The following is a 15,230-nucleotide window of genomic DNA, read 5'->3' as shown; positions in this document are numbered from 1 at the left end:
GAAAACTTGTAACAGCCAAGCCTCATCATTATTTGATCTAAGGCTACAGTTTGCCCTAAGAAGTGTAGTAAAATTACGCTAATTTGATTTAACAGTTACTTTGAATTTGACGAGGTTAGAACTATGTCAGCTAAGAAGCCAATGGCTCTTGTTATTCTGGATGGGTGGGGACACCGTGAAGAAATCGAAAGCAACTCGATTGCGAATGCAAATACACCGGTAATGGACGATCTGCTTGCCACTTGCCCAAACACTCTGATCTCTTCATCTGGTATGGATGTGGGTCTGCCTGACGGTCAAATGGGTAACTCAGAAGTGGGTCACACCAACATTGGTGCTGGTCGTATTGTCTACCAAGACCTAACCCGCATTACAAAGTCTATCGCGGATGGTGAATTTGAGCAGACAGAAGCACTCGTTAGTGCTATCGACAAAGCAGTTGAAGCTGGCAAAGCAGTTCACCTGATGGGTCTGATGTCACCAGGTGGTGTTCACAGCCATGAAGATCACATCTACGCAGCGGTTAAAATGGCAGCAGCACGTGGCGCTGAAAAAATCTACCTACACTGCTTCCTAGACGGTCGTGACACTCCACCACGCAGTGCAGAGAACTCACTAAAGCGTTTTGATGCACTGTTCGCAGAGCTAGGTAAAGGTCGTATCGCTTCTCTGGTTGGTCGTTACTACGCTATGGACCGTGACAATAACTGGGATCGCGTACAAGCAGCATATGAGCTTCTAACTGAATCAAAAGCAGAATTCAGCGCAGACAGCGCTGTTGCTGGTCTTGAAGCGGCTTACGCTCGTGATGAAAACGATGAGTTTGTTAAAGCGACGGCAATCAAAGCAGAAGGTCAAGAAGACGCAAGTATTCAAGACGGCGATGCAGTACTCTTCATGAACTACCGCGCCGACCGTGCTCGTCAAGTCACCCGCACTTTCGTTACAGATTTTGCTGGTTTTGAGCGCAACGTATTCCCATCTGTTGAATTTGTCATGCTGACTCAATACGCTGCAGACATTCCTCTTGCAACAGCTTTCCCACCAGCATCTCTAGACAACACGCTAGGTGAGTGGCTATCTAAGCAAGGTAAAACTCAGCTTCGTATGTCTGAAACTGAAAAGTACGCGCACGTTACCTTCTTCTTCAACGGCGGTGTTGAAACTGAATTTGAAGGTGAAGATCGCAGCCTGGTTGCTTCTCCAAAAGTCGCAACTTACGACCTTCAGCCAGAAATGAGCTCTGAAGAACTGACAGACAAATTTGTTGAAGCGATTAAGTCTGGTAAGTACGACTCTATTATCTGTAACTACCCTAACCCAGATATGGTTGGTCACACAGGTGTTTACGAAGCAGCTGTAAAAGCTATCGAAGCAGTAGATACATGTGTAGGTCGCGTAGTTGAAGCCATTCGTGAAGTAGGCGGTCAGGTTCTGATCACTGCGGACCACGGTAACGCAGAAATGATGATTGACCCAGCAACAGGTGGCGTTCACACGGCGCACACTACTCTTCCTGTACCACTGGTGTACGTAGGTGAGCGCAACGTTGAGTTTGTTGAAGGTGGCAAGCTTTCTGACCTTGCTCCAACTATGCTTGAGCTAACAGATACAGAAATCCCTGCGGAGATGACTGGTCAGGTAATCGTTAATCTGAAATAATCATTGGCATAATCAAGAGGCTGAAGAGATTCAGCCTCCCCTTATGGCGGAATTATTGTTAAGGATGAACCTGTTTCAATCACAGCATTCATTTAACGCCAGTGCCTTTCGCACTGGCGTTTTGTCATGTTTTCTGGCTCTCATTTTCCCAGCTCTCAGCGTCAATGCCGCAACGCAAACCGAGTTAAAAGGCGTTAAGTCAGAGATTTCACGCCAGCAGACGCAACTCAACAAGAATCAAAAGCAGCTCAATCAGCTTCAAAGTGCGCTAAAGAAACACGAGCTTTCTATCAACGCGATAGAGAAAGCAATCAGCCAGACTCAATCTGCCCTCAAAAAAGCCAATGGCAACCTGACTCAGTACCAAAAACAGAAATCTGAATTAGAAGCCCAGCAGAAGGTGCAAAGCGATACGCTAAAAGAGCTGGTCAAAACCTACTACATTACCCGTCGCAAGTACGATGCCGCCACACTGCTTCAAAGCGACAATAAAGCCGAATTAGATCGAATTGGTCACTACTTTCAACACCTTGCTAAAGAGCGCACTAAAGCCATAGAAGCGCTCCAAAAAACAGAAGCCGACTTAGAACACAACCACCGTGCACTGACTCAAAAGCAAAAAGAAATCTCTGACTTGTTAGCGACTCAGAAATCTAAAAAGAAAGAGCTAACCACATCGCAATCAAGCCGCAAGAAAACCGTTTCTAAAATTAAAAGTACGATAAAAAACGACAAAACTTATCTAGCCGAACTTCAACGCAACGAAAATCGCCTGAAAGCCGAGATAGCCAAAGCCGCCAAGCGCGCCTCCATTCCAATGAATGGTCTAAGCAGACAGAAAGGCAAGCTACCATGGCCATTAAGAGGCAGAGTGCTTCACAACTACGGCACTAAGCAAACCGGTCAGGTAAACTGGAAAGGCATGGTGATTTCCGCCAAGCACCAGCAGCCAGTTAAAGCGGTGTACCCAGGTACAGTTGTCTTCGCTGAATATCTTCGTGGGTATGGATTATTGGTACTTCTAGACCACGGCAAAGGGGATATGACACTGTATGGCTTCAATCAAACCTTGATGAAAAAAGAAGGCGATAAAGTCACCGCAGGTGAAACCATTGCATTAGCAGGGGACACTGGCGGGCAAGACAAAACATCACTTTACTTCGAAATCCGCCGCAACAGCAAAGCACAAAATCCTAAGTCTTGGTTGGTGCGGTAATCCAATATTCAGATAAAAAGAAAGGGAGCGTTGAAGCTCCCTTTCTTTTAGTTAGTCGAATAACCGGATTTAGTCACTACCAAATAAATCACGTGTGTAGACTTTTTCCGTAACATCGTTGAGCTCTTCAACCATACGGTTAGATACAATCACGTCAGAGACTGACTTAAACTCTTCAAAGTCAGTCATTACACGCGAGTTAAAGAATTGCTCTTCTTTTAGCACAGGCTCGTAAACGACCACTTCAATACCCTTAGCTTTCAGGCGTTTCATAATCCCCTGAATACTTGAAGCGCGGAAGTTATCAGAGCCCGCCTTCATTATAAGACGATAAATGCCTACGACTTTTGGCGACTTCTTGAGAATCGACTCGGCAATAAAATCTTTACGAGTGCGGTTGGCATCAACAATCGCCTGAACGATGTTATTCGGTACATCCTGGTAATTCGCCAGAAGCTGCTTGGTGTCTTTTGGTAAACAATACCCACCATACCCAAAAGATGGGTTGTTGTAGTGGTTGCCAATTCGGGGATCCAGCCCAACACCTTCAATGATTTGTCTTGTGTCTAGTCCCAGAGATTCTGCATAAGAATCCAATTCATTAAAATACGCCACGCGCATCGCAAGGTAAGTATTAGAGAACAGTTTAACAGCTTCTGCTTCTGTCGAGTTAGTGAACAAAACTTCGATATTTTCTTTTTCAGCGCCTTGCACCAACAAGCTGGCAAACTTTTCTGCTCGTTCACTCTGTTCACCGACAATAATACGAGAAGGGTGAAGGTTATCGTAGAGAGCACGTCCCTCTCTCAAGAACTCTGGAGAAAATATCAGATTCACACAATCTAGTTCTTTTCTAATACGTTCGGTATAACCCACGGGCACTGTAGACTTAATCACCATTGTCGCATTGGGATTGATTGCCATAACGTCTTTGATAACAGCCTCAACTGAAGAGGTATTGAAGTAGTTAGTAACCGGGTCGTAATCCGTTGGAGTGGCGATGACGACAAACTCAGCATCTTTATATGCTTTTTCTTTGTCCAATGTAGCAACAAGGTTTAATGGTTTGTCTTGAAGAAAAGATTCGATCTCACTGTCTGATATCGGTGAGAGCTTGTCATTGATTAGGTTTACTTTTTCTTCAATGACATCCACTGCTATTACTTGGTTATGTTGAGCTAACAAAACTGCATTGGATAAACCTACGTATCCCGTCCCTGCTATCGCAATTTTCATCTATACCTACCCTACCGACAAAATCAGATGCGCACCTTTATCGTAAGTACAGCATCAATCTAGATTTGCGCAAATTACACGCTTATTTCGCTCAATGAAAAAGACAATGAGCTTTGTGGTAAATCTAGCAAACTAGATTAGGGTAGGATTATGAAACGGGGATGAAATCAAAGACTAAGAGAGTATGAGTTTTAAAAGAAGACACTGTCAAGTTCATTCAGAGATCATCATGAATCAAAACTATCTTAATACTTAACAGTTACACAACACTAGATTTCCGAGTGTTAGTTTTGTTTCCAAGTTTACTTCGTATAAATGTAGTTATCTTCCATATATAGCTCAATGTAACTGAATAAACCAAGAAGCATCCTATAAAAATACTGAACATAATCACTTCAGATACTTTTTCTATTTCCCCATAGATACCAACCCCAGCAAAGAGAGCTGAGATCAAGCAAATAGCAACAAGTGTTTTTCTTGGACCTAGACCCAAACGTTGAAAAATGTGGTGTAAGTGTTCCCTATCAGGTTTGAATGGAGAGTGTCCTCTTCGAATACGGCGAACCATAATTGCTGCCATGTCCATCAATGGCAGAGCAATTAACCACAACGCGGTAACAGGTCTAATGGAAGCTTGAGCAGCTCCTTGATCCTGACTTGCAATTAGAAGAATCCATATAACACTAAATCCAATTAACATGCTACCAGCATCCCCCATAAACACTTTACGAGTTTTACCCAACAAACCTAGGTTCATACAAATGTAAGGGATCATCGCAACAACGATAACTAAACAAAGATAAGCCAAGTCATGATGACCATCAAATCCTACCAAAAGTGAAATCGCACCAAATGTAACAATTGACAATCCTCCTAGTAATCCATCAATTCCATCTACCATATTAAAAGCGTTAATAGATCCTATAACAGCGAGAGCAGTTACGAGTACACTAATCCATAAAGACTCAAAGATTATATTTCCAACACCAAACATATCTCCAAGAAAATATAGGCTTAATCCACCGAAATAGATCATTACAAAAGAAAGTATAGCTTGGCATGCTATTCTTATCTTGAAGCTGATATCAAATCTATCATCAAGAGCCCCCAAAAGGGTAAGGAATGTGATACAAGCCAAAAAAAGCTCGCTATTTGGAATTATGTCACGCTTGAAAAGAATAAAGTGACAAAGAGTAATACAGACAGAAATACCACCAACAAGAGGAACTGCGCCTATATGGTGTTTTCTGTTATTCGGTATATCAACCAAACCAATATGCCTAGCCACCTTCCGCATCAAAAATAGTGTGGCAAATGAAGAAAAAAATACAAATATAAGTTCTAGTAACATGACGTAACTTTGACTGTTGTTTAGAAATGAAATTAATTAGCACATATTCTATCTTGTTCAGCGAACATACCCTGAAAATAGATTGCAGTCTATATCAACTAAAGTAGAGAATAATAAGCTAGCTTAAACTTTAACACTATGAGTCTTTATGTCTGGAGACAAATCACCACCCCCGACTCTAGAAAATATTACAAATATAAACTTTCATAGAATAACCTAAGGATTGAGATTTAATTCTTCTAAGATTTTCAGCATTTTTTCAGCTTGTATTTCACGGCTATAGAATGGAGCACACTTAACACTGTTTAACCTCAATGTTGAATAATATTCTGAATTACTCTTCATAGTTAAAATAGAATTGATTATTTCACCTATATTTTCAGATTCAACAACACATCCCGAATTTGTATCATGGATAATTCTAGTTGCCTCACCTTTAGGCACACTTATTACAGTTGGAATTCCCATACCTAAACATTCAAATATTTTAGATGGAATTACTGTTTTAAATAAGCTGCTATTTTTCAAAGGAACCAAAGATATATCGCATAAACTCCATATACGTGGCATAACCTCTTTAGGTTGGCGATCTATTAATATAACGTTAGTTAGTTCCTTTTCTAAAACCAAATCTATAACTTTTTGCTTCGCAGCTCCTCCGCCTGCAAATAAAAATCGGATATCATCATAGTCTTTTAACTGTTCTGCGACTCTAACAATATCTTCTAAGCCATGAGCTAAGCCATGAGTTCCAATATAACCTGCAACAAATTTATCTTTTAATCCATACAATCGAGCTAATTCTTCATCTTTGCTTTCAACCGGTTTGTACTTAGTTAGGTCAACACCATTCAGTACAACATCAATTTTATCGCTATCAATGCCGCGCTCTATAAGCTCGTCTTTGAATGAATGAGTCACAGAAACTATCGAATCCGCTTTGTGATATAAGAATAGCTCAATTTTTTCTAATAAACGGATTACCAAGCTTTCCTTCATGACGCCAACTGCAGTTATCGAAGCTGGCCAGATATCCCTGAGCTCAAAAACAAAAGGTTTTCTCTTAAAAAAAGATAGTAACCAGCCAGCGCACGCACAGAAAAACTGTGGAGACGTAGCAACAATCACATCAGGTCTTCTCTGGAATAACCCGGCAAAAAAAGCAGTTACCATAAACGACAAATAATCCAATATACGTTTGACAAAGCCTTCATTCGCAGTGATATAGGTTTTTACTCGAACAACCTCAATACCATCCATATTTTCTCTTTGGTAAAGTTTGTTTCTATAACCTTTAAACACTTTACCTTCAGGAAAATTAGGCGCACAAGTGATGACTGTCACCTGATGTCCAGCTTTCACCCAGTGGATGGCATGTTCATAAGTACGAGTTGCGGGAGCATTACCTTCAGGTGGAAAGTTATCGGTAAGAAATAATATATGCATTAATTAACTCGGGATATTATTAAAGAGACTTCTGGTTGATTAAAACTTAAAACCAATTTCTTGTTGTCAATTGAAAGTCCAAATTCTGGATGCCAAGTAGTATCTAAAATTTCAACATTGGCTCCTTTTATGGTTAGCTTTATAAGAACCCCATCAGGTAAAGTTAAATAAATAAAATCTGAATTTTTCTTTATCTTTATACTGGGATGTAAATGATAATGTGCTTTTGCAGTAGAAAATACTCCTGACAATTTATCAGTTAATACAAAAGTGTCAGCATTCATCTCCCATTTTCTTTCATGGCTAACTTTACCGGGTAAACGCATGTACCCATCGTGCGAACACACGATTTTAGCAGTTTTCTCATTTGACTCAATAATTGAAATATCTGGGTATGCTCTTCTAGCAACGCGAAACCCACTCCACACTTCAGACGAATCTAGTTCATCCACAACAACAGTATTGTGAGCCGCAGTCTTACGTTGCCTCAATCTTTCATCACCTGTACCATAAATTGAAGTTCCACTGTTTACAAAAACGCGTTGTTGACCATAATTCCATTCGAAAGAAAGCGTATCTGCGTGAGCATGTCCAGGGATATAATCAGGACCAACCTTAGCTACATCTAAAAACGCAGTTTGTTGGTCAATCGATATTTTTATGTAACCAGAGCTATCAAGATGAGTAACAACTTTGTTATCACACTTGTCTATTTTAATATCAAGTTGAGAAGCATAATCATTTAATTTGGTGGCTGTCGCAGCAATACCATTTGCTGAGTCGTTAAATAAAACTATGTCGCCATTAGGATGAGTCATCGTGTTCATCCAAGATAGCATTTTTTTAGCAAGGCTACGCCAATTAGTAATTCGCTTCACCAGCTCAGGGTGCTGATATACAAATGTGAGGTTAATGAGATCTAATACGTCAGCAAGAATAGTATTGTGATACATTGGAGTAAGTTCAAAGTTACCACCATCATCCAAAATCTGTTCTTTTAACTCTTTATCAACAATTAATAGCCCAGTATTCAACCAACGAGATGCATCTGGACCATCGAAATAACAACCCGAAAAAACCAACGCTTTAGCATTTGCAAAGAGATGATTACCAAGCAAATGATATTCAAGATCTTGCTCTAAAACCGAAACCTGTTGCCATAGGCTCTGCTGCCAAGTTAATTCAGGGCAATTACCTGACATAAACCACTTTATCCAATTAACTATACGCAAAGATAGTGGGTATGGCTCCCAGCCATTACCTGCTATAGGCGCATTTTCAGCAATCCAACGATTGATTAACTTACGATGTATCTCTCTTCGTTGAGCATTACCTTCAGCATTTAGATCATCAAAGTAATGCAAATTATAGAGCCAAAGCTTTTCTTGGCTAGGATCGTTCCAATCTGTTACATCCCCAGAATGGTTTAAGAAGTTATAGACATTTTCATTGATGTAAGAGGTTTTTGATAGCTCAACGGCTAACCATGAGTTTGCAGAATTACGTGTAGATATCTTGGAGGGGAGAGATACTACCTTTGGTTTAAAAAATTTCCTCTTAAACCGATTTGTTAGCTGGGTAGATTTAAGATGCTTAACAGTGTGATATAGATTGTGTATCTTCTTCATATAAAAAGGGAGGTAACACCCCCCTGCCTTTTTCTACAAATGTATTATCTCAGGCTCTCAGCCACTTGACATGAAATACGCGCGACTTCAATAATTTCATCGAAGCTAATTGGTGAAGCAGCTCCTTTCTGGATACTTTCAACAAATGCTTTAGAGCAATGTTTTTGGCCTTTATCTTGACTCGATAGTTTCATTTTAGAGAACCCTCTCCAACCAAACCCAGTCAGCTTCCTGAAGTTATCAAGTTGTAATACTGCGTCATTAGCAAACACCTCAATACGCTCTTTTGGGAATGCTTTGCCACCATTAGCAAAGTAGTGAATAGTGCCAAAAGATCCATCTTCAAACGAAAGAGTAATACTTGCTTTGTCTTCACGAATAGCGATACCAGGGGTATCACCTAAACACACCGCCTTAAAGGCGGTGATTTTACTTCCTGTTAAATGGCGCATGAGGTCAATATAATGACAAGCTTCGCCAATTATGCGACCTCCGCCAATAGCAGGGTCTTGAGTCCAATGTTCAGCAGGGATATCACCAGCATTCATTGTCATAATAAACGTTTTGGGTCCCTTGACAGAAGCCAACAGTTCTCTCATTTTTACAATATGAGGAGCAAAACGACGATTATAGCCGACCATTAATTTTGGTTTAGTTTCACTTTTATTGTAAGCAGATTCAATCTCATCAATTTCGGACTCGACTAATGCTAATGGTTTCTCAACGAATACGTGTTTTCCATTTGTTAACGCAGCGACAGTTTGCTGAGCATGTAAATTATGCTGGGTTGCGATAACCACTGTATCAACGGCGTCATCTGACAGTACATCAGCATAGTCCGTTGATGCTTTGACAAAACCTTGCTTTTTACCGTGATGAATAGCACTCATACCTGCACTAGTGACCACGGTATTTAGAGAAGCACCGGCTCCTTTAAATGCTGGCATTAGGACACGAGAAGCATAGTTACCTGCACCAATAAAAGCACAGGTTGCTGATGTCGAAGAATTAACAAGAGTCGAGTCTAACTGAACTGAGCGGGCTGTCAGCACCTCAACATCATTATTTGGGTAATCCAACACAATACCCAAAGACGTTCCGTCATCTAAACACTTATAAGCATCTAATGCATCTTCAATTGTGAAACGGTGCGTGATTAATGGCTTAACGTCTAAAACTCCCTCAGCCATCATATCTAGGATCGCTTCAAAGTTTCTTTGCTCCGTCCAACGTACAAAACCTACTGGATAATCATTACCCTTATCTTCATAGTCAGTATCATATCGACCAGGGCCATACGAGCACGATACTTGGAATGTGAGTTCTTTAGCAAAGAAATCTGCGCGGGAAATTTCTTGCCCAATTACACCAACAAGAACGATTCTGCCACGTTGACGACACATAGTCGCTGCTTGGCTTAAAGGCTCACTACTTTTCGTCGATGCGGTAATAATAACGCCATCAACACCACGTCCACGAGAAAAAGCTTCAGCGACCTTAATAGGATCTTCATTTTTTGACAGATCGACGGTTTCTGCACCAAGTTGACGAGCCAACTCACATTTCGACGAGTCAAAATCAATACCCAGTACGCGACAGCCATTAGCTTTGAGTAACTGAACAGTGATAAGTCCAATTAATCCAAGTCCCGTCACAACGACACATTCGCCTAATGTAGGATTAATTAGGCGGACACCTTGAAGGCCAATCGCGCCAAGTACCGTAAATGCAGCCGATTCATCATCAACGTTTTCTGGCACTTTGGCGCATAAGTTTTTAGCTACGCGAACGACTTCAGCATGATTGCCATTTGAAACTACACGAGTACCGACTTCAAAACCTGTACCACCATTATCAAGCACGGTACCAACATTACAGTAACCAAGAGGAAGGGGTTGATCCAACTTTGAACGAACGGCTTCAACAGTTGGCATCAGACCATCGGTTTTGATCTTACCAAGCACCATTTTAACTTTATCGGGCTGCTGCCTAGCCTTATCTAAAAGATTTGCCTTTCCAAAATCAATTAGCATTCGTTCGGTGCCAGAGGAAACTAGAGTTTTAGAGGTTTTAACTAGCACTGTGCCCTGTTTACTTTGAGGGCAAGGGAGGTCTACCAAGCTTGTTTCTCCATTGGAGATATTTTGAAGTACTTGTTTCATTTAATTTCCTTGACAGAAAAATCTTTCTCTAAAATAATTTGTGTCCCGTTTTCGACGGCTTGCTTCGCACACAAAGATAGAAGGGTTGTAGTTCTTATGTAATCCAAACTAACAGGGGTATCCATGTTAGCTGAGTTCAATATATTAAACTCGTGGCCATGATCCCTTTTTCCTAATGTTATTCTTCTCTTTTTATCAATAACATCTATGCCGAGTTCTTCGAAATCATTAATATATGCAAGGCAGTCACCTTTGTGAACATTTAGCTTTTCTCTAACACCCTCGAAGGTATGCCCTTTGGCAGAAAAAGTTAGACTAGCAGAAGAACCGTCACCGAAATTCAAATTAACTATGAAGTTAGAGTTATCATTTGGATTTGAAGCTGAGCTAATACGACAAGGTAAAGCGTTACCTAAGCCAACAATTTCGAGAGATAAGTCTAACCAATGGCATAAGTTGCCCAAAACTCGCCCACCTTCTTTCTCCTCGAAATACCAATGTCCATCTTCTATTTCGTGGCCTGCTATAAACCAGTTAATCATCACAGAGCCAGATTGTTTATGAAGTTCATCTTGTAATGTAAAAAACAATGAAGAGTTAGGTCGGTTAAAGCCAGTGAATATTTTGCTATTTGGGTTTAACTCAATTGCATTAAATAATAGTTCAGCTTGCTCAAAGTTCACAGCTAGTGGCTTTTCAATATGAACTGACTTACCTCTATTTAAACAGTCAACAGCGTAAGGGGCATGCGATGCATGATTTGAAGCAATAAAGACTAAGTCAACATCTTTGTTATTTATAACGTCATCTATAGAGTGAGCCTTTACAGAACCTTTATAAACATTTATAAAAATATCCGAACGATCACTGTCTACGTCATAAACGGGACCAATAGTATTACCAAAATTCCTAGCCAAATAATAAGAAATAGTGGTAAAACAAAAATTACCGAGGCCAATCAAACCTATTTTATTACGACGACTATTTTTTGAACGTTTAAAAACAAGAGATGCAACTTTATAAAACCATCCATTATCACGCTTAGCATAATAGAGCTGACCTAGTATTTTTATTATCGTCCTCTTTAACCCATAAATTCTTAAATACCTAATAACTTTTTTAATTTTAAAATATCTATTGGCTGACAAATAATCCATGAAATTTCCTCAAATACAAAAAATAAACCAAAAAAAACACCGAATAAAAAACCAAAGGGAATATAAAATAATTACTAAAAAAATAAATAGAAACCAAAGATATAAAAAAGGACAGCATACCAAAAAAGTGGAATGAAACCAGCCCTAAAAAAGAGAACCTACAATAAGTGTAAGCCCCCAGAGTAAATATACAAGAACCTATACAATATCCCAAAAGCACGAGTAAGGAGTTGTAATCAAGTTCGTGTGAGGACATAATCTTGTTCACGACGAAAAGGCAAATAATAGAAACTAAACAGAAGGCGGCTGACATCCAGAAGCTCTTAAAAAGAAAGCTATATGTCAGATTGTTACGCTCTCCTCTACCAAACCATGAAGGTAGCAAAGGTTGTATTTGTATAGTCTGTACCATCATATGAAAAACTTGCCCTATAGCTGCATAGAAGGCATACTGACTATACATACTTGGAAGCATAACAAACGCAAAAACAAACCTGTCCATATTATAATAGCTCCCTCTCAGTAAAACCACTGAAAAGTACTTTCCAAAACCTTTACCTCTAAATAGTGATATATTCCGTGACTTTAAAAACCTAGAAAAATCACCAAAGCCTCTTTTCAAAGGAGACAAAAGCCTAAAAACACCAAACAATATAGAAAAAACACAAAATAAAATAATACTTGTGAACAATTCATCAATATTTTCAGAGAAAACCAAGAAAAGTAAGTAAGGAAACAAATTTCTTAGCGAGAGAACTATGAGCTGTCCAAAAACATCTACAACTTGCAAATATCTTACTATATCATTTATTACCCCATCTAGAATCAAAATGACTAAGAATAAACAAAAGTAAGTGTAAGAGAAGTAATCAGGAAAATAAACGCCAAGGGTAATATAAAGTAAATAATACATCGCTAAGAATGGGATAGCTCTTAGGAGGAACAACTTGACGTGGTTTAATAAGATAAATAGTTTATATGAAGCATGTTTCGTACGACTAAACTTTTGCAAAAATGGAATGTAAGCATCAAAAGACATAAATTGGACAGATATTGCAATACAAGAGTGAAAAAAGAAAACCAATGCGACATCTGTATCAGAATATATACCAGCTATAAGAGTAAAGAAGACAAACTTAAAGCCAGTAATAGCAAGCTTTATAATCGTTAAAATCTTATATCTGTCCAAAATACCGAACTCCAGTAATAAACACAGCAAATATTAAATAGACGTTCTTTATTAAAGCAGATCTACCCTTGTAAACAACCAAGGCTTCCAGTATAAAAGCCATAGAAACTATTCGGCCAGATATTATTGGGAATGGCCACATCGCTAATGAAATCAACACGCAAAAAGTATAACATTTAAGATAAAAATCTTTCTTGCAGAAAAATGAAGACAAAGAAAAAATCGACAAGAATAGGAAAAGTCTAATATAAGAAAAATATGTCAGCCCATCCACCTCAAAAGATAGATAGGTATAGACCTTGCTAAATACATATACATCAGGGTAATAATGTAACAATGAAAAAAGCAAAGGCTTAAATAAGAAAAATAAAGCTATCGAAAAAACAACCAACCATCGTAGTCTAAACCAAGCAGCAATCGTATACAAAATAGATTGAGTATGAAATAAAAACCCACCTAAAGACAATATTTTTGAGTAGCCAGCACGCTTATAAGAAAAAAGATGTTCATTGATAATAATGAAAAAAAACACTGAAAGAAGCATCTTATATTGACTAAACATAAGATTTGAACCATAAAATCCTAAACTCATGAAAATGAATGCTACTCGTCCTCCAAAACTATCAATACGAGATGTTATATATAATGCTATGCTAATTGATAAAAATACAAGGTAGAACTCTGGGTTTAATCCTAATACCTTCGGAACTAAAGCAATAAAAATATAACTACCAAGCTCAATGAAATTAAAAACCTTTATCGAATCTAATAAATTTAAAGATGAAAGAGTAGTATATGTCTCTAAATCAATAGGGTATTTCAACCCTATTGATAGCATAGATAAAACAAAGGAAAGAGAAACCAGAAACAACCAATCGATTAATGCCTTTTTCCTAATCTTTAGTAATTTCACGAAAATGTTCCATGTTAACTTTGTTAATTATATGATCACCTTGCTTCCAAGTATTTTCGCTAGATTTCAGACGATTATATAAATAATTGTTAAATCCAATTCTATTTAAGAACACTGCAAACCGAGAACTAAAAAATTTCAACAACATCAGAGACAAATCTTTTAAAAAGCGCATATTATAGTTGAAGCGATGATTTTTACTAGTTATTTCAAGAAGTGCGCTAGCCACTTTCTCTGCACAGTGATTCGAGTCTACATAGAAGTCTGCCCCTTTATCTCTAAGCACTGACGAACCTGATATCTTATGTAACTCTCCCAGAGACAGTCGAACCATGAAATCGTCTTGTGTGTGAAGATCAAATAGTTCTTTCGGCTCTCCTGTATACTCACTATCGCCATTACCAAATTGTACAGAAATCCAGTTTGCTCCATAGCTTTCTAACTCAAAAATAGATGTTGAATCTTGAAGTATCGAGTACTCAGAATGTTCAACATCTTCTATCAAAGCATTATCTTGGCTCAATGATACATTCGAATGTTCAAGAGCGAAGGACTCGTATATCGATTTGTTTTCTCCTGGATGCCTACGAATAAGTATTTTTTTTTCTGGATACTCTCTAGATATCCTTGATACGAGAGCCAACATACCTTCTCTTGATGATGAGAAATAGTCTGCGGGCTCCCACTCAGAACCAACGCTGAACTCCTTTCTAAAATGCTCTAATTTTTCTTTACTATAATCCGCTAGAACGAAATTAGCTATAAACAAGAAATCGTATTTTTTCTTTCTTTGAGCTGTCGAAGCACTTGCTCGCTTAAACTGTGCAAGCTCGTCTTTAACACTCCCAACAACATAAATTTTGTTTGCATCTACGCCTATTTCTAAAAGCTTCCTTTTATAGTACTCTCCCCAAACAAGGTGATAATGAACATCTTTAAGATAGTCATCTAAAAAAGAAAGGTTAAGCTTTTCATCGTTGAAGCACTTATTATAAAATTGTTCAGAGTGATAAACTATAAGAGGTAGTCTATTAATCTTGCTACGCAAAGCTATGTTTGGTGTTCTTTTTACATTAAAAGACGGTGTTAAAATAAAATCTTTATCTTTTGAAAAACGTTTAAATAAGCTATCGAAATCATCACTCACAGGGTAATAAAGATCTTGATGGTCAAAATAGAACGAAGATATATCTTTAGTTTTTTTCTCAACCATCAAGAAGCCAGGTATTTCTCGATGAGGATGGTCTACAAGTATAGTTGCCATCAGACT

At 38.6% G+C, this 15,230-nt stretch carries 11 protein-coding genes; 2 read left to right on the top strand and 9 right to left on the bottom strand.

All coding sequences use genetic code 11. The annotated features are described in order from the left end of the window. Window positions 1-123: 123 nt before the first annotated feature. Both gpmM and INR79_RS01105 read left to right on the top strand, forming a co-directional pair. Entirely contained in the window at window positions 124-1,662 is a 1,539-nt protein-coding gene (gene gpmM, locus INR79_RS01110; protein WP_223095666.1) for a 2,3-bisphosphoglycerate-independent phosphoglycerate mutase, read from the top strand. Window positions 1,663-1,726: 64 nt separating this feature from the next. After that, window positions 1,727-2,878: a murein hydrolase activator EnvC family protein gene (locus tag INR79_RS01105; protein WP_223095664.1), complete on the top strand. Its 1,152-nt coding sequence runs from the start codon at window positions 1,727-1,729 to the stop codon at window positions 2,876-2,878. Between the two features lie 69 nt (window positions 2,879-2,947). Here INR79_RS01105 and INR79_RS01100 read toward each other — a convergent pair whose 3' ends face one another. From INR79_RS01100 to INR79_RS01060, 9 genes are all read right to left on the bottom strand, one after another. Next, complete coding sequence (locus tag INR79_RS01100) at window positions 2,948-4,114, bottom strand: nucleotide sugar dehydrogenase (RefSeq protein WP_223095662.1); 1,167 nt, start codon at window positions 4,112-4,114, stop codon at window positions 2,948-2,950. A 259-nt stretch (window positions 4,115-4,373) separates the two neighbouring features. Next, entirely contained in the window at window positions 4,374-5,465 is a 1,092-nt protein-coding gene (gene wecA / locus INR79_RS01095) for a UDP-N-acetylglucosamine--undecaprenyl-phosphate N-acetylglucosaminephosphotransferase (protein WP_223095660.1), read from the bottom strand. 216 nt (window positions 5,466-5,681) lie between these two features. Next, the gene (locus INR79_RS01090) at window positions 5,682-6,911 is read right to left on the bottom strand and encodes a glycosyltransferase family 4 protein (protein WP_223095658.1); all 1,230 of its coding nucleotides are present in this window, start codon (window positions 6,909-6,911) and stop codon (window positions 5,682-5,684) included. After that, complete coding sequence (locus INR79_RS01085; RefSeq protein WP_223095651.1) at window positions 6,911-8,539, bottom strand: heparinase II/III family protein; 1,629 nt, start codon at window positions 8,537-8,539, stop codon at window positions 6,911-6,913. Before INR79_RS01085 ends, INR79_RS01090 begins: the two co-directional genes overlap by 1 nt. A 44-nt stretch (window positions 8,540-8,583) precedes the next feature. Beyond that, the gene (locus INR79_RS01080; protein WP_223095649.1) at window positions 8,584-10,701 is read right to left on the bottom strand and encodes a bi-domain-containing oxidoreductase; all 2,118 of its coding nucleotides are present in this window, start codon (window positions 10,699-10,701) and stop codon (window positions 8,584-8,586) included. Beyond that, window positions 10,698-11,858 carry a Gfo/Idh/MocA family protein gene (locus INR79_RS01075; RefSeq protein ID WP_223095647.1) on the bottom strand — a complete coding sequence of 387 codons (1,161 nt, stop codon included), beginning with the start codon at window positions 11,856-11,858 and terminating at the stop codon, window positions 10,698-10,700. The genes INR79_RS01080 and INR79_RS01075 overlap by 4 nt, the downstream gene beginning before the upstream one ends. Continuing rightward, window positions 11,836-13,047 (bottom strand): hypothetical protein, encoded by a 1,212-nt coding sequence (locus tag INR79_RS01070; protein ID WP_223095645.1) that lies wholly within the window; start codon window positions 13,045-13,047, stop codon window positions 11,836-11,838. The genes INR79_RS01075 and INR79_RS01070 overlap by 23 nt, the downstream gene beginning before the upstream one ends. Then, window positions 13,034-13,960 (bottom strand): hypothetical protein, encoded by a 927-nt coding sequence (locus tag INR79_RS01065; protein ID WP_223095643.1) that lies wholly within the window; start codon window positions 13,958-13,960, stop codon window positions 13,034-13,036. Before INR79_RS01065 ends, INR79_RS01070 begins: the two co-directional genes overlap by 14 nt. Beyond that, window positions 13,941-15,224: a hypothetical protein gene (locus INR79_RS01060; RefSeq protein WP_223095641.1), complete on the bottom strand. Its 1,284-nt coding sequence runs from the start codon at window positions 15,222-15,224 to the stop codon at window positions 13,941-13,943. The genes INR79_RS01065 and INR79_RS01060 overlap by 20 nt, the downstream gene beginning before the upstream one ends. Between the last annotated feature and the right edge of the window lie 6 nt (window positions 15,225-15,230).

The sequence above is a fragment of the Vibrio sp. SCSIO 43132 genome, assembly GCF_019904195.1.
GTDB classification, from domain to species: domain Bacteria; phylum Pseudomonadota; class Gammaproteobacteria; order Enterobacterales; family Vibrionaceae; genus Vibrio; species Vibrio nigripulchritudo.
The sequence above is the reverse complement of the archived record's forward strand: the minus strand, read 5'-3'. Positions and strand labels throughout refer to the sequence as shown.